Origin of the sequence: Candidatus Villigracilis proximus (assembly GCF_016717045.1) — a bacterium.
Taxonomy (GTDB): domain Bacteria; phylum Chloroflexota; class Anaerolineae; order Anaerolineales; family Villigracilaceae; genus Villigracilis; species Villigracilis proximus.
In genome coordinates, this window is sequence record NZ_JADJUO010000020.1 from 95,522 (window position 1) to 112,352 (window position 16,831).

A 16,831-nucleotide genomic window follows, 5' to 3' on the forward strand; every position below is an offset into this window, starting at 1 on the left:
GCAAGCCGCCCATATGGGCGGCTTGCTTGTATACAGTTCGTCAAATAGGAATTATTGCGTGCCACGCATACGCGGATCGAGCGCATCACGGAGGCCGTCACCAACAAAGGTGAAAGCTAATACGACCAGTGCCACACATATCGCCGGAGCAAGCAACAGGTAAGGCTGCGCATTAATCGCAGACTGACCTTCCAACAAAAGCGAGCCCCAACTTGTGATAAAGAACGCTTCCGGGTCAGTTGTGGGTTTTAATCCCAAACCAAGGTAACCAAGAATTGCCTCAGTAATAATCATGCTTGGAATCGCAAAGGAACCTTGAACAATGATCGGACCAAGAATATTGGGAAGCAAATGCTTCATCATGATTCGAGAATCTTTTGCTCCAATACTTCGGGCGGCCTCAACAAATTCCTTTTCTTTCAGCGAAAGAACCTGCCCACGGACAAGGCGGGCCACACCCACCCAGTTAACAACGGCGAGGGCAAGAAACAGCAGGAAAAGCCCATTCATAAATTCGCCAATCCATGTATCACGCAGGGCAACCAGAGTGATGATGAAAAACAACAGATCAGGGAAACCATACATGATGTCTGTAAGGCGCATCAGGAAATTATCCCAACGACCGCCATAATAGCCAGCCATCATCCCCACAAATGTTCCCATCAAGAGAATGATCGCCGTAGGCGCAAAACCTACGATCATGGAAACACGAGCGCCATAAATAATACGGCTCAAGGCGTCGCGGCCCAGGGTATCTGTCCCAAGGGGATAATCTGGAATTCCTTTTGTACCATTACCAGATTCTTCCACCCATGACGGGGGTAAAAATCCCTGACCACTATTTAATTGCAAAGGATTATGAGGCGCAATCTGGGGCGCAAAAATCGTGAGCAATGTAAAGAATAAAATGATCACCAACCCTGTAACCGAAGCTTTATTTCGCATCAAACGCCCCGTGGCATCACGCCAGGGGCTGCGTGACCGAAGAGCACCGGAATCACCTTCAGAAATAAGTTTCTGTTGTTTTGCAGCAGTTGTATTCGTCATATTATTTTTACTCCTTTGGCGGCTTACTCATTTATTCTAATGCGGGGATCAATAACAACGTACAGCATATCCACAGTTAAGTTCGCCAGCGACACCAGAAAAACAAAAAGCAGGGTGGTACCCAAAATCATGGAATAGTCACGCTGACCAATAGCAGTTACATAGGCGCGTCCCATCCCGGGGAAACCAAACATAGTTTCGATAATAAATGAACCGGTTACCAGAGCGGCTAAAGCCGGGCCCAAAATTGTCACAACCGGGATAAGGGCATTGCGTAACATGTGACGGAAGATAACCACTCGTTCGTGCAGACCTTTGGCACGGGCTGTGCGAACATAGTCCTGACGTAATACTTCCAGCATGGACGCGCGCGTAAGACGGGCGGTAAAAGCCATCGTTCCAAACCCAATACAGCGGCGGGCAGTATCCACGCTTTACCATCATCCCAATCCTTTGGAACGACGTTCACCAAATGCAGCATTGAAGCGAAAATGATGATGAAAAAAATTGACATTACAAAACTGGGAATCGAGATTCCAATGGACGTAATAAACAAACTTACATAATCAATCCATGTGTTTTGTTTTAACGCGGCGATCATGCCGGCTGGAATTCCTATTAAGATCGCCATACTCAAGGCCAAACCGCCCAATCGCATGGAATAGCCAAAGCGACTATAAAGAAAGCTCTTTTCCTTTGGCGGCTCAAAAAGAATATCCTGTACAGTACGGCCACGGACACGATAGGAAGGACCCAAATTGCCGCAAACCAACCCGCAGACAAATTTATTCTCTTTATTGACATCCCCAAAAACATACGCAGTAAACTGACGCCAAAGTGGTTTATCCAAACCATAATACTCATTAAGTGTATTTTGGGTGGTCGCATCAACCTGTCGCGCGTTTAGATCGCGATCCCAGGGGCCGCCAGGCGCAGCATGCATCATAATAAATGTAATAAGTGCAACAACAAATAATATTGGGATCAGCCAGAGTAACCGTCTGATTAGATAGGTTGCCATTTGCGCATCCTCCTATGAGGAAAATTTCAGAGTTGACTGGTCCAACTCAAATGAATTGGACCAGTCAATTTTAAACTACTAAACTAAAGTTTAGTGTGCTTCGAGAGTAATGGAAAGCGGGTCGTTATCGCCGATCCAGCCGGAATCCATCGGGGTTTGGGTTGCACCCTTGACCCATGGTTTCACGAGGTAGGAATTCACGTTATTCCACATGAAGGCTACAGGAGAACCAGCAACCAACATATCCTGCGCCTGAGCATAGAGGTCAGCGCGCTTGGCGGAATCAAGTTCTGCATCAGCCTGGGTCATGAGAGCATCCAGTTCTGGGTTGGAGTAACCAATGCGCTCACCAAAAGCGCCGGTCTTCCAATAGACGCTCAACCAGTTCTGAGGATCTGGGTAATCAGCACACCAGCCGAGGATGAACATCTGAGGAGCAGTGTTGATGTCCTTGGTCAAAGCGGTGTAAGTGGTGGATTCAACAGGATTGAGTTTGACGTCAATACCAAGAACTTCCTTCCACTTGGCAACCAACCATTCATTGCGGGTACGGTTGCGGGGGGTATCGCTGAAGGTATCAACAATTTCAATGGCTTTGCCATCGGCGCCGATCAATTGGCCGTCGACAACTGTGTAACCACCATCAGTCAAGGACTGAAGGGCGGCAGCGGCATCAAAGCCGAGGCGGGTCTCACCATCCTGATAACCAGGGAAGCCTTTCGGAATCCAGGTCAATGTTGAGGAACCAAGTCCCTTAAGAACATCAGAAACCCAAGCATCGCGGTCAATCGCCATGGCGAAAGCTTCGCGGACCTTCACATCGGTGAAGGGGGCCTTCTGTTGGTGGAACATCATAGCAAATGTGCAGGAACCGGGGTAGATATTAGCTTCTGCGCTCAAGGTGGGGTCGTTCTGAACGGTGCCCAAATCTTCAGCAGCCAGACCAACGATATCGAACTCGTCGTTCTTATAAGCTTCGAAAGCAACTGCGCCATCGACAATGTAAGCATAGTCGATATCATAAGTTGCTACGCCAGCCCAGTAGGTCTCATTCGGCACAAAAGCAACCTGAGTGCCCTGTTCAAGGGTGGTCATGACAAAAGGTCCGTTACCAATATGATTGGCAGCGTCCAACCACCAGTTTTCGCCACCAGCTTCGATCAACTCTTGCTTGGCAGGATAGCCGACCCAAAGGGAGGCAACTGTGTGGAAATAAGGACCAGCTTGCTTGAGTTTGACAGTGAAGGTATTGCAGGCTTCATCATCATAGCCAGTACAAGCAGCGCCATCGGCATGAGATGCCTTTGTGTTCTCGTAGAAAGCATCGCGAACTGCATCACAATTTTCAGCGCAGCTACGGAATTCAGCGGCACCAAGAATGTCGTCGGCGATAGAGGCGTATTCGCCTGCGGTGGCAGGGTCGCTATTGCGGTGGAAAGAATACTCAAAACGAGCAGCATTGAGCAAGCTGCCGTCGCTATAGGTTAAGCCTTCGCGTAATGTGAAGGTCAAAACAGTAGCGTCATCATTGTATTCCCAGCTTTCAGCGGCAGCAGGGATGGTGTTGAGGTCTTTATCCAAGCGGGTCAGACCTTCGTAAACGAGTTTCAATACAGCAATTTCGCCTACGAAAGATGACTTCTGGGGATCAACAATGTCAGGGAATGATCCCATGTTGATACGAAGAGTGCCATGATAGGGTTCGGCGGTTGGTTCGGCAGGGGCCTCGGTGGCCTGAGGTTCTGCAGGTACAACAGGAGCTTCTGTGGCAGGTGCTGCGCCGCCGCCGCAAGCCGCAAGGGCCATGCTGGCGATTACAAGAAGGCTCAGTAAAGCAAATAATTTACGCATCTTTCTTCTCCTCACAAAAATTTAGTGAAATTTGGATACAAACTTACGACATTCATATAGTACAGCATTAGCGCGTTCTGAAGCAACCACCTCCTTTTAAGTAAAATAATTTATTCTTCTACAAAAACCGGTCTGCAAAGTGGCATGCCACAAAGTGACCAGGATTCAACTCACGGAATTCCGGGCGTGATTCCGCACATACGGATTCGGCAATCGGGCATCGTGTGCGGAAGCGGCATCCAGAAGGTGGATTCACAGGGGAAGGCACGTCGCCTTGTAAAATCGTTCGCTTATGTTTTGACTCTGCAAAAGGATCTGGAATTGGCACAGCGGAAAGCAACGCCTGAGAATAAGGATGCAAAGGCTTCTCGTACAAGGTATCGCGATCAGCCAATTCCACAATAACACCCAAATACATAACGGCAATACGATTACTAATATGCCGCACCATGGAAAGGTCATGTGCAATAAACAAATAGGTCAGGTTAAACTGTTCTTGCAATTCCTCTAAAAGATTAACGACCTGCGCCTGGATCGAAACATCCAAAGCAGAAATCGGTTCATCACAAACAATGAAAGAGGGATGCAAGGCCAGGGAACGAGCGATACCAATACGCTGGCGTTGACCGCCTGAAAACTCATGAGGATACCGCGTCGAAAACGACGGGTTCAGTTTCACAATTTCAAGCAGGTGCGCAACCTGTTCGTCAACTTCTCTGCCGCTCGCAATATTATGAACAAGTAATGGTTCCCCTACAATCTCACCCACTGTCATACGTGGATTTAAACTAGCATAAGGATCCTGGAAGATCATTTGCATTTTACGGCGCATCAGACGCATGTCTTCGCTCTTAAGCGATACAAGGTTTGTGCCGTCAAACACGATCTTCCCTGCTGTAGGCTTATAAAGCTGCAAAATAGCGCGGCCGGTTGTGGATTTTCCACAACCAGATTCCCCCACCAAACCAAGCGTCTCACCACGCATAACATCAAAACTAATACCATCCACAGCATGCACAGCACCAACCTGACGGCGGATAAGTCCCTTATAAATGGGGAAGTGCATCTTTAGATCTTCAACTTTTAAAAGAATGTTATTCTCTGAAGAAGCCATTAGCGAGTCCTCCCTGTCTTAACGTCAACCCAACACGCAATGCGATGTCCATCAGAAATATTATCAAGAACCGGATTCTCCGTCCAACAACGTTCAACCACCCACTTGCAGCGAGGCGCAAACGGACAAGATGTCGGCTTGTCGTATAGTACCGGGGGAGTCCCCTCAATAGGCTGTAGCTTTCTGCCTTTCTCTTCATCTACACGCGGCAAGCTTCGCATTAAACCAATCGTATAAGGATGGGAAGGATTGGCAAATAATTCCTGAACCATCGCTTCTTCAATAATATACCCGCCGTACATAACCAATACACGGTGAGCCAGTCCAGCCACCACACCCAGATCATGTGTGATCCAAATAATGGCCATTCCCAACTCTTCACGCAAACGTTTGACCAGATCCATGATCTGCGCCTGAATAGTTACATCCAAAGCAGTGGTCGGCTCATCTGCAATCAAAATTTGCGGGCTGCAAGAAAGCGCCATGGCAATCATTACGCGCTGACGCATACCACCAGAAAACTGGTGGGGATAATCATTCAAACGATCTTTGGGACTCGGAATACCAACCAATCCCAACAAGTCCGCAGCACGCTCACGGGCCTGACTCTTAGACATACCCACATGCAGCATCAACGGTTCTTCCAACTGACGCCCAACCGTCAACACAGGGTTAAGCGAAGTCATTGGATCCTGAAAAACCATACCGATCTGCGCACCACGCACATCTCGAATCTCGTCTTTAGACATCTTAAGCAAGTCTTGACCAAAATATAACGCTTCCCCCGCAACCACTTTTCCTGGAGGTGACGGAATCAACCCCAGCACAGAGAGCATGGTCACACTCTTACCGCAACCACTCTCCCCTACCACCCCCAACGTCTCTCCTTCCTTCAATCCAAAAGAGACACCATTTACAGCATGAACAATCCCATCGGGGGTCTTGAATTGAGTCTCAAGCCCTTTAATATCTAATAAAAGATCAGGCATCCGCGAGGTCCTTTTCTACATTGGGATAACTAACAGTTTTTTCTATCAACAAGCAGACTGAATTATACCTAATTCTTTAGGGGCGTCAACACAACAACTCCTAAAGAGGTTTTTTTGGACGTGCTTTGACTATAAAATACCCCAAAAAGGAGGATTAAACACCCTACCAGCGGACTATCTTTAAATTCTGACCATTTTTAAAAAAATAAACCCGCTTCCGACTTAGCCGGAAGCGGGCTCGATCAAACTGGCATTTTCACCCCTGAATCATATCCGCGCGTCAAAACTAAACCTACTTGTGCCCATCTTTGTCCTTACGCTTGAACCTCGTGCGCATAAGAGCCACGCTAATGATCCCCAAAAAAGAACCGAGCGTAGACGAAATAAACGACAGGAAATTCAAAAAAAACGTGGATTCAAAGATATGTAAAACCATCAGGAACGGCATCACCACGCCAAAAATCATCATACCAATCGCAGCCGCCATCAAACGCCCGGGATGATTCAACATTATTTATACAACCAGCATGTAGCAACATGTCCCGGAGAAATCTCAAATTCCGGGGGTACTTCCACATCGCACAAATTATCTATCTTTTTGGAACAACGCGGATGGAAACGACACCCCGAAGGAGGAGTAACCAGACTTGGCGGCTCTCCCGGCGGAATCTCCTTAAACGTCTCGGCATTACGCGAATCAGGATCTGAAGTAGCCGTCAATAAAGCACTGGTATATGGATGGGATGGATTCTTCAAGATATCATCAACCGGCGATTTTTCAACAACATTACCGGCATACATCACAAAAATACGCTCCGAAAAATAACGCACAGTCGAGAGATCGTGTGTAATATAGATCATTGCCAGATTATGTGATTCCTGCAAACCGCGCAGCAACTTAAGAATTTCCACACGCACAGACGCATCCAGCATGGAGACAGGCTCATCAGCCACGATCAGTTTCGGCTCCATAATCATCGCGCGCGCGATCACCACACGCTGCTGCTGCCCGCCGCTCAACATGTGCGGATATTTGGACAGGAAATCATCCACTGGAGATAACTTCACTTCATCCATCACCTTGCGCACCCTTTGCTCGCGTTCTGCAGCGTTCTTAACTCCATGCACAATCAAGGGCTCTTCCAAAATACGCTGCACTGTCATAAAGGGAGCCAGCGCCCCGAATGGATCCTGTTGGACATACCCAACCTGACGACGATACCACTGCCAATCCTGTGTACTGAAAGAATTAATATCTTTTCCATCAAATTTGACATCGCCCTTGGTAGGCTTATTCAACCCAAGGATGGTCTTCATCAAACTGGATTTGCCGCATCCACTCTCGCCGACAACTGCCACCGCTTCGCCGTAGCGCAGATCAAAGGAGACATCATCCACGGCACGAACATACCCAGCATGACCAAATCCAAAACGCCTGAGTTCAAACCATACATGCAGGTCGCGCACCGAAAGCAGCACATCCCCTTTGATGCTCTCGCCAGCAAACCCCGCTCTACTATCATCCACCATTTTTGCAACCATAAATAAGGCTCCTGCTAATTAAATAACCAGCACTTAACCAGCCGTTGATCTATAACGGTAACTGGAGGCTCTTCAGAACAACGGCCAAACGCCGCCGGGCAGCGATCTCTAAACCGGCATCCTGTGGGTAAATTCAAAAGACTTGGCGGACTTCCTGTAATAAACTCAGGTTCCTGGTCACCGCGCAGACGCGGCACACTCGCCATCAACTTCTTGGAATATGGATGTAGCGGTGCGGTAAAGAAACTCTTCGCATCTCCAACTTCCACGATCTGACCCGCATACATAACCGCCACACGATCCGCCAACTCACTGGAAGTGGCGATATCATGAGTAATCAAAATAAAGCTGGTTTCCAACTCATGTTTTAATCGCTTAAGCACATTGAAAATATTTGCCTGAGTTAACACATCAAGCGCCGAAGTCGGCTCATCCAGAACAACCAGGGCAGGTGATGTAACCAAAGCCATCGCAATCGCCACACGCTGGCGCATACCACCGCTTAATTCAAAAGCATAACGATCCAAAAATGCCTCAGGCACACCCACATGTTGAAACATGGTGCGAGCAGTCTGTAAAGCTTCCTCTTTCTTAATACCGTGATGAGTCATTAATGGCTCGGCAACCTGATCGCCAACCTTCAACACAGGATTAAGTGAATTCATCGCAGCCTGGGGCACAAGCGACATCATCACCCAGCGCACATTACGACGAAACTCCTCATCATCATAGGCCATGATATCTGTGCCATTGAGAAAGACTTTCCCGGAGTAACTTGCAACATTGCGGGGCAGCAAGCGCAGAATGGCTTTTGCAAGGGAGCTTTTGCCGCAGCCCGATTCACCAAGGACAACCACCGCCTCATTGTAGCCAAGGGAAAAATTCACACCATCAACGGCTTGAACAACACCTTTGGTGGTTTGAAAATGCAACTTTAAATCTTCCAAACGTAATAATGTATTTTCGCTCATGGCTTATAGATCTCGCAGTTTGGGATTAAAAATTCGGTCCAGGGCAAATCCCAGCATGGCAAACCCCAAACCAGATACCATTAGCAAAATGGCAGGCGACATGATCCAATAGTAAAGACCTTTATACAATGCACCATTCACAGAAGCATCATTGATAAGGCGGCCCCATGTGGGCAATACCGGATCACCAAGGCCAAGAACAGCCAGGGTCGCTTCAAGAAATACGAAGGCAGGCACCGAAGAAACCACGCCAGGGATTAATAACGGAATCATGCGCGGAATCATGTACACAAAAATAATTCTACCTGCGCCTGTGCCATAAGCGCGCGCCGCTTCAATATAAGTCGATTCTTTGACCTGGATGAAAATGGAACGATAAGCCTTGATGCCGCCCGTGAAAATACTGAGCAAAACCGTCACACCCAAAATGACCCAGGTACTGCGGGAGTAAAAAGTACCCACCATGACCAAAATGGAGAAGAACGGTAAAACCAGATTCACTTCTGTAATGCGCTGGATCAGTTCATCCACCCAGCCGCCATACCAGGCGCCCATGGCTGCGATGATCATCGTCAGCACGGATGTACCCAACGAAGCGATCAAGCCAAACGCGAGCGCAACAGGCGCGCCCCATAACATGGGAACGAGCAAGTCACGGCGTTGATGGTCGGTGCCAAATAATCCATATACATTTCCATGGAATACAAACTCAGCGTTTAGGTCGGAACCTTCTTCAAATGTTACGCCTTCTACGACGAGTTTATAAACTCCTTTTACCGGAGTCTGCCCGTCTTCTCCAACGAACAAACCTTCCATGGGAGCCACCCCCCCGAGTCGCCGAATCAGCTTCTCGTCCTGTGAGACGCGGAAGGTCTGCTTGGAGTCGACGCCAAAATCAGCAATTCGTATCTCTCGCCCGTCAGGAGTCAGCCAGTAGATCGAAGCGAACGGCTGTTTCTCTTTATATTTTGCATCAAAATAAAGCAGGATTTCCTGCGGGAATGCATCGTATGAAAAGTCGAATGAATAGGTAATGGTAATACGGCTTGTGTTCTGGTCACCAGGCACAACAACTTTTTCAATACCCGGATCAGACTCCTTCATGACAAAGGATACCGGCTGTTTTAATTTGGTAAAGTTATTAAACCAGGCTGGCGCTGCAAATTTTGGGTTTTGATACCAAATATCTTCACCGCCGCGCCATAAGATAAGCGCTTGAGAGTAGGGAATGGCGACCATTGCATAGATCGCAAGTCCCACCAAAAAGGCAACTGTTAACAAACCGGCGATGGCCGATGGATAACGCAGCATTTCCTGAAAAGTTTTCTTCATTTGATTCATTGTTTAAGCCCCCACTTTTACGCGCGGATCAACCAACGCGTAAACAAAATCGAGCAGGAAGACGGTGATCGCGAGCAAATACGCGAAGATGATCGTAGACCCCACAATGACGGGTATATCAAACAGACCCACTGCGCGATATAACGTAATGCCAAGACCCGGCCATAGGAAGATGGTTTCTGTAACAATGGCGCCAGTCCAAAGACTGATCAACAGCAGGGCGAAGTTTGTAATAATATTGGGGAGTGTGGGACGCAAAATATATTGACGTTCAATATCACGCGCAGGAAGACCTTTGGCTTTGGCCATTTCCACGTAATCTTCACTGGAATAAATAAGGAAGAACGTGCGCCAGTTATAGATGCTAATAAAGAAGGCACTCACCACCAGAGATGCTCCGGGCAGAATTAAATGTTTAAGCACGCTCATTGCATATCCAAATTTGGTATCCGGCGGCGGGGCATCCACCATCCCGCCGAATGGCAGCAGTTTAAGCACGGCGGAAAATATAAGGATGAGGAAGATGCCGTAAAACCAGGAGGGCGCGGCGGAGGTTGGAGAAAGGGAGATCACCAGTCTATCCAGCCAACTGCCGTAATTCCGGGAGAGAGACAAAGCAAAATAAATGGATGAAAAGAAAAGAAAAAGTTGGGATGAACCCATTAATAACAGCGTAGCGGGCAGACGTTCCAAGAGGATCAGCCGAACGGTTCTGGAACCGTTATCACTGGTCATGTTCTGTGCGCGGCCCAATTCAAGCCTTAGTGCATTGGTTAAATAATTAAAACTACGAATTGCAACCGGGGTATCGAGCTTAAGTCGCTTCTCTTCCACCAGAATTAAATCTTCAGCAATCTTCTTGCGAGTCTCAGGTGCCATATCCTGATATGCCTTGTTGGTCAGAACAGATTGCGTAATACGCTCACGAATCTCAGAGCGCATAATGGTATCTACATATCCGCCCATGTTGGCAATCATAATTGTCAGATAAACACCAATAACAACTGTAATAAACAACGTAGTCAAACGCGAAACCGTATAACGTGAAATACGCGCAAATGTACTCGTTGAGGTTTTCTTAAGAAACTCTGAAAACTTTCCTGCTGGTTTAGTGCCTTCAGCCATGGTCATACTCTCCAGTTATGGATAGGGGCAAGGCTTTGGCCTTGCCCCTATTTTTCTTACCCTACATAAAACGATCTTATGGGGCGGTTACGAATTCAATACTGGTGAAAGTTGGGATGGCCACTGTGAGAGGCGCAACTGCAACTTCCAGTTTGTTTGAACCGGCTTCAAGTTTGGCAGTAACGTCGGCAGGCAGGACAATTTGATATTGTCCATCTGCAACTGCAACAGCTTCGCCAACAGTTACAACTTCACCCTTGGCATTGTAAAGCAGGAATTTCACGAACTTGATCTCGCTCTGAGGATAGGCTGCGTCCCCAAAGTTTACGAATAGATCAAAGGTGGCTTCATCACCGATCTTAACCTGTCCCGGACCGTCCAATTCAGCGGTAGCGAGTTTCGGTTCAGTGAAGCCGCTCCAGCGGTTGGCAAGATCAGGATAGTCTGCAAAATGAGCGAGGGTTAAAGTCTTCTCTGTTGGGAAAGCTTTGTTCAACAGGTAGGGACCAGTTCCCTGCCAGAAATGGCCGTGTTCTGTGTAGAAAGCCTTGAGGTTTTCATAACGGGCTACGGCTTCTTCCTTGGTGATGTATTGGCTGAGCATCGGCTCAAACGGAATATAGGATTCGGCAATTGCCTGATCCAATTTACCGGAGAGGATTTCGAGGCTTGGGCCGCCAACAAAGTTCATCTGCTCAACTTCAGCAACATCAGCTTTGTCAATTGAGTAGGCGAGTTCGCCATTGGCTTCGGCCATGTTACCGATTGCGATCTGAGCAAAACTGCCTTCGCCAAAGCTGTAGGTAGGCCAGGTGCCGCCAACGTTCAATTCGGCATCGGCGCTAAAGGTGTCGCTATAGACTTCAAAGACAAGCGGCTCTGTGGATGTAATGCGGAAGCCCTTGAAGGTGCTCATGAAGGCTTCAAAATTGGCAACGTACACTTCATCGTACAAAGCGCTTTCGGGCTTGCCGCGATCAAAGGTCATGGCCCAGGCGAGCATAATATCAGCCATGGAAAGATTGGAACCATCATGCCATTTGACTGTTTCAAACAGGTCGGCAGGATAGTAGGCAACGCTCATGCGCTTGGCGGTTTGACCTTCAGGGAATTTCTCAGCAGAGGTGATGAACTGCTGGGTGGTTGCATCCCAGTCGACGATGGCATCTTCAGGAACCTTAATTTCAGGAACGAAGGAGAGTTTCACCCAATCGTTGGTTACACCAACAGGCAAACCTTCCACAACGGTCACTTCAGCGCGCTCCATGCGGAGAGGCCACAAAAGACCGGTGAACGGATCGTTCATGGTATCGCCGCTCTGTGTAGAGCGGATGATGGCCTGATCCCAAGCCCAGTTACTACCGGCAACAGGATTCCAGGGTTCAGTGAACAGATCACCGGTGGCCCACTTAAGCTGTCCACCTTCTTCGCCCGCAAAGCGAACGGTGTAAGGCCAAACTTGCGCGCCTTCAACACCAGCGGCAAGATCGTAGGTCAACTTCACATTTGTGCCGTACGGAGAATAGTTCTTGCCGTCAATCAGCCACAATTGCAAAGAATCTTCAAGAGCAAGTTCAAGACCACGCACCATCATGGCACGGCGTTCTTCAAGATTGTTGTACTCGGCATTGGCAAGCTTATCGCCCAATTCGAGGAATTCAGGATCAGCCTGATTGGCGACCATCAAATCGAGGCCTTGTGCGCTGGAGGGCAGGTACATTTCCTGGAGCATATTGCGCTGATCACGATCAATGATCGTGGCGCTCCACGCACCGGTGTAGATGTGCCAGCCGCCATCAGCAGCGGTGCCTTGCCATTTGGGGCCTAATTCAGAGGACTTGCCGTATTGGCGGTCTACTGTAAAACCGACAGCTTCCAACTGAGCAGCGAAGTAATCGCCAAGGGGCTGGCGGGTGCCGTCGCTATCAGAACGGATCAGGAAGATCACGGTGACAGGAGCGCCGTCAATTTCAAATTTACCTTCAGCATTGACAGTTGCGCCCATGCCTTCCATTTCAGCCGTAATAACTTCTTTACCTTTTTCGAGGTTATAAGCATATTTGGCTTCGAGTTCGCGGGCTACATCAGCGAGATCGGCATAATCAGGGAACTGGGTTGTGATCGGCAAATATTTAGCCAAACCACCGCCGGCATAGATTTCCTGATTAATGTAATCACGGTCTACGATCCAGTTGGTCGCTTCGCGGATCTTGCGATTCGAGAAAGGATTGAACTCGCCAGAGGTGAACTCAGCCGGGTTGTAGATCATGTCATAATACAAGCCATTCTGCTTGCTGTAATTCAAACCAGCTTCCTGAATGGAAGGAAGGTCGGCACTGGAAAGACCAGAGGCATATACGTCAATGGCGCCAGCTTCGATCTGAGTCACCGCAGAATCCTTGGCAACAACAGACACAACGATTTCATCAAGCCAGCCACCCATGCGAGTGGAAGGGGCTTCGGTGGCAACAGGGGCTTCAGTTGCAGCAGCAGGGGCTTCAGTTGCAACAGCGGGCGCATCGGTTGCTTGAGGGGCTTCAGTAGAAGTACCACAAGCTGAAAGGATCATGCTGGCAATAATCAGCAGACCCAGAACAGACATCAAACGGTTACGTGACATTTTTCTCCTCCAAAAAATTAACAGATAGATATGAACAGTTTACTTGCATGAAAGTTTTTTGGTATACGGTATCCGGCCACCTCCATTTAATTAATGATCAAAAACAAAGGGTTACTTATGCTCACAACATCTTTAATTTTCAACCATTAAATATCCCCAGCATATTTTTGCCTACACAAACAAAAGCTCAAAATATGCTGTGTAATTTCAAATTATACTGGACTTTAAGGCGAACGATAAAGCCGATTAATAAATACAATACTGGAGAACCGGACGAACCACGCGCCGCCAATCCTTCGAAATTAACTCTCGCGCATCACACCGGCCTGTTATCTGCCATCTGGACAATGAACATTCCCGCCGCTGTGACATCCATCGCCCAGCCGCGCATCGTTGACAACCCATCTTTCATAACATAAAATCCAAACGCAATTCATTCATAAATTTTTTTCTCAAGGAGAATACCATGCTAAAAGAATTCAAAGAATTTGTCATGCGCGGAAACGTACTCGACCTCGCTGTAGCGGTCATTATCGGCGGCGCATTTGGCAAGATCGTCGGCTCGCTCGTCAACGATGTCATCATGCCGGTCATCGGGTTGATCATGGGCGGCGTAAATTTCAGCGAATTATCCATCACCGTTGGAGCAACAGTCATCAAATGGGGCGCATTCGTGCAAACCATCATCGACTTCCTCGTGATCGCCTTCGTGATCTTCCTGATCGTGAAAGCTGCAAACAAAATGAAGAAAGACCCCGCTCCCGCAGCACCTGCAGAACCCACCACAAAAGAATGCCCATACTGCTTCAGCACCATCGCCATCAAAGCCACCCGCTGCCCGAACTGCACATCCGAATTGAAGTAGCTCGCAGACAGGTATAATATGTACAGGCAGAGTTTCAAAATAAACCTGCGGGACATTTTTTACTCTTTCTTCTTTTTCATCCTTCCTCTTTCATCCTTAATCAGTTATTCTCCCCTCATGGATTTTCTCGATAAACTAAACCCTCAACAACGTAAAGCTGTCACAGCCGCCGATGGACCCGTTTTGGTCGTAGCAGGTCCGGGGTCCGGTAAGACGCGTGTACTGACTCAGCGCATCGCCTACTTGATCGCGTCCGAAGGCGTCCGCCCATGGAATATTCTTGCGGTCACATTCACCAACAAAGCCGCCAAAGAAATGGACTTGCGCGTGAAGGCCATGCTGAACGATCAAGCCACCGACGGAATTATGCTTGGCACATTCCACTCGATTTGCGCACGCATCCTGCGGCGTGAAGTGGAACATCTTCCACTCGAATCCAATTTTGTGATTTTCGATTCAGACGATCAGGAACGCATCGTCAAAAGCATCATCAAAGAATTTAATTTGAACGACAAGCTCTATCGCGCAGCAAGCATTCACGCCGCCATTTCACGTGCAAAGAATGAACTGCTTGGCCCCGATGAATATCCGATCAACATCTATCGCGATGAAGTTGTGAAACGTGTCTACGTTGAATATCAAAAACGCCTGATCGCCAGCAACGCCGTGGACTTTGACGACTTGCTCGTGTACACAGCCCGCCTGTTGGAAGATAATCCCAGCGTGCGCGATAAATACGCGCAAAGATTCAGACACGTACTGGTCGATGAATTTCAAGATACCAATCTCGCGCAATATTCTTTGGTTAGACAACTTGCATCACATCATAAAAATATCTATTGCGTGGGTGATCCCGATCAAAGTGTGTACGCCTGGCGCGGAGCGGACTATCGCAACCTGAAAAAGTTTGAAGAAGATTTCCCCGAAGCCGAGATCGTACTGCTCGAACAAAATTACCGCTCGCATCAAAATATTCTTGACGCCGCCATGAGTGTCATTGACCGCGCACGCACGCCGAACCGTATCAAGAAAAAGTTGTTCAGCGATCGCGGCCCCGGCGAAAAGATTCTTTTCCACGAAGCCTACAATGATTATGACGAAGCCGCCTTCGTGGTGAACACCATCGCTGAACTCGTTGCCTCCAGGAAATTTGAGCCCGGTGATTGCGCCGTGATGTATCGCACAAACTCCATGTCTCGTTTGCTTGAAGAAGCATTCTTGCAGGCACGCCTTCCTTATAAACTTGTCGGCGCGCAAAGATTTTATGGACGCCGCGAAGTAAAAGATGTCATCGCATTTATTCGCCTCGTTCACTTCAAAACGATACCAGCCCCGGCGCAGTCCTGCTTGATCTCGCACGCGGCGCAGATTCACCCTATTACAAATCTTTCACCGGCCGCTCCGCTTTGCCGCTCGCCGATTTCGGCGGCATGTTCGCCAGTTGGCGCGCGATAGCGCCCACCGCCACCATCGTGGAACTCTTTGAAAAGATCGTCAAAGATATTAACTACAAAGCCTTCATTCTCGATGATGAAACCGAAGAAGCCGCTGAACGCTGGGAAAACGTTGAAGAATTAAAGCGTCTCGCGCTCGAATACTCCGATCGCACGCTTGATGACTTTCTCGAAAACATCGCGCTCGTCGCCGATCAAGACACGATCACAGACGCCAACGCGCCCACCCTGCTCACACTGCACGCCGCCAAAGGACTTGAATTCGGCGCGGTCTTCATCGTTGGTCTTGATGATGGCATCATTCCACACAGCCGCTCGTTCGATGAGCCCGAGCAAATGGAAGAAGAACGCCGTCTCTTTTATGTAGGCATCACCCGCGCCAAAGATAAACTTTATTTATTGCGCGCCCTGCAACGCGGCGGACGCGGCATGTCTGAAACCACAGACGCTTCACGTTTTATCGAAGACCTGCCCGCTGATTTGATCGTTGGAAAAACACGCACGGGACGTCCTGTAAGTTCATTTTCCTCCTCTCAAAGTTTTTACCGCACCCCAAGCGCCACCGAATCAAAGTATACGGTTCCTCCTCCGCCGCGATCTGCTCCCGTTACGATCAGCATTCGCTTCAACTCCGGCGACCGTGTTAAACATCAATCCTTTGGTGAAGGCATCGTCCAGGAAAGCAGAATACAAGATGGCGACGAGATCGTGGTCATCGAATTCAAATCTGTCGGGCTGAAACGTCTGGCCGCATCACTGGCGAAACTGGAAATCATTCAATGACCAAATCCCGAAGGGATGTAAAGATTATAGAATAATATAAAATGTTTGTATCAATCCCGACGGGATGACATGATTTCACAAAAATTATGACACCCCTTCGGGGTTTTT

Annotated in this window: 13 protein-coding genes and 1 pseudogene; 4 read left to right on the forward strand and 10 right to left on the reverse strand. The window is 48.4% G+C overall.

From position 1 onward, the window contains the following. Positions 1–51: 51 nt before the first annotated feature. The 10 genes and pseudogenes from IPL71_RS19665 to IPL71_RS19715 form a co-directional block, all read right to left on the reverse strand. Complete coding sequence (locus tag IPL71_RS19665) at positions 52–1,047, reverse strand: ABC transporter permease (RefSeq protein ID WP_345324567.1); 996 nt, start codon at positions 1,045–1,047, stop codon at positions 52–54. Positions 1,048–1,070: 23 nt separating this feature from the next. Then, a pseudogene (locus IPL71_RS19675) lies at positions 1,071–2,068 on the reverse strand (ABC transporter permease). Between the two features lie 90 nt (positions 2,069–2,158). After that, entirely contained in the window at positions 2,159–3,919 is a 1,761-nt protein-coding gene (locus IPL71_RS19680; RefSeq protein ID WP_345324573.1) for a peptide ABC transporter substrate-binding protein, read from the reverse strand. Positions 3,920–4,037: 118 nt separating this feature from the next. Continuing rightward, complete coding sequence (locus IPL71_RS19685; protein ID WP_345324575.1) at positions 4,038–5,033, reverse strand: ABC transporter ATP-binding protein; 996 nt, start codon at positions 5,031–5,033, stop codon at positions 4,038–4,040. After that, positions 5,033–6,022, reverse strand: a complete 990-nt coding sequence (locus IPL71_RS19690) for an ABC transporter ATP-binding protein (protein ID WP_345324577.1) — start codon at positions 6,020–6,022, stop codon at positions 5,033–5,035. The genes IPL71_RS19685 and IPL71_RS19690 overlap by 1 nt, the downstream gene beginning before the upstream one ends. A gap of 510 nt (positions 6,023–6,532) precedes the next feature. Then, positions 6,533–7,564: an ABC transporter ATP-binding protein gene (locus tag IPL71_RS19695; RefSeq protein WP_345324579.1), complete on the reverse strand. Its 1,032-nt coding sequence runs from the start codon at positions 7,562–7,564 to the stop codon at positions 6,533–6,535. A gap of 14 nt (positions 7,565–7,578) precedes the next feature. Next, positions 7,579–8,535, reverse strand: a complete 957-nt coding sequence (locus tag IPL71_RS19700) for an ABC transporter ATP-binding protein (RefSeq protein WP_345324581.1) — start codon at positions 8,533–8,535, stop codon at positions 7,579–7,581. Positions 8,536–8,538: 3 nt separating this feature from the next. Then, the gene (locus tag IPL71_RS19705; RefSeq protein ID WP_345324583.1) at positions 8,539–9,876 is read right to left on the reverse strand and encodes an ABC transporter permease; all 1,338 of its coding nucleotides are present in this window, start codon (positions 9,874–9,876) and stop codon (positions 8,539–8,541) included. A gap of 3 nt (positions 9,877–9,879) precedes the next feature. After that, positions 9,880–11,001, reverse strand: coding sequence for an ABC transporter permease (locus IPL71_RS19710; protein ID WP_345324585.1), 1,122 nt, complete (start codon positions 10,999–11,001; stop codon positions 9,880–9,882). Between the two features lie 76 nt (positions 11,002–11,077). Continuing rightward, positions 11,078–13,621 carry an ABC transporter substrate-binding protein gene (locus IPL71_RS19715; RefSeq protein ID WP_345324586.1) on the reverse strand — a complete coding sequence of 848 codons (2,544 nt, stop codon included), beginning with the start codon at positions 13,619–13,621 and terminating at the stop codon, positions 11,078–11,080. A gap of 167 nt (positions 13,622–13,788) precedes the next feature. Here IPL71_RS19715 and IPL71_RS19720 point away from each other — a divergent pair, with 167 nt between their 5' ends. The 4 genes from IPL71_RS19720 (at position 13,789) to IPL71_RS19735 (ending at position 16,723) form a co-directional block, all read left to right on the forward strand. After that, the gene (locus tag IPL71_RS19720; RefSeq protein WP_345324587.1) at positions 13,789–14,040 is read left to right on the forward strand and encodes a hypothetical protein; all 252 of its coding nucleotides are present in this window, start codon (positions 13,789–13,791) and stop codon (positions 14,038–14,040) included. A gap of 47 nt (positions 14,041–14,087) precedes the next feature. Next, positions 14,088–14,486, forward strand: a complete 399-nt coding sequence (gene mscL, locus IPL71_RS19725) for a large-conductance mechanosensitive channel protein MscL (RefSeq protein WP_345324588.1) — start codon at positions 14,088–14,090, stop codon at positions 14,484–14,486. A gap of 117 nt (positions 14,487–14,603) precedes the next feature. Beyond that, a complete protein-coding gene (locus tag IPL71_RS19730) occupies positions 14,604–15,941 on the forward strand; it encodes an ATP-dependent helicase (RefSeq protein WP_345324590.1) in 1,338 nt (445 codons plus the stop codon). Further along, entirely contained in the window at positions 15,893–16,723 is an 831-nt protein-coding gene (locus IPL71_RS19735; protein WP_345324592.1) for a 3'-5' exonuclease, read from the forward strand. The genes IPL71_RS19730 and IPL71_RS19735 overlap by 49 nt, the downstream gene beginning before the upstream one ends. Positions 16,724–16,831: the final 108 nt, after the last annotated feature.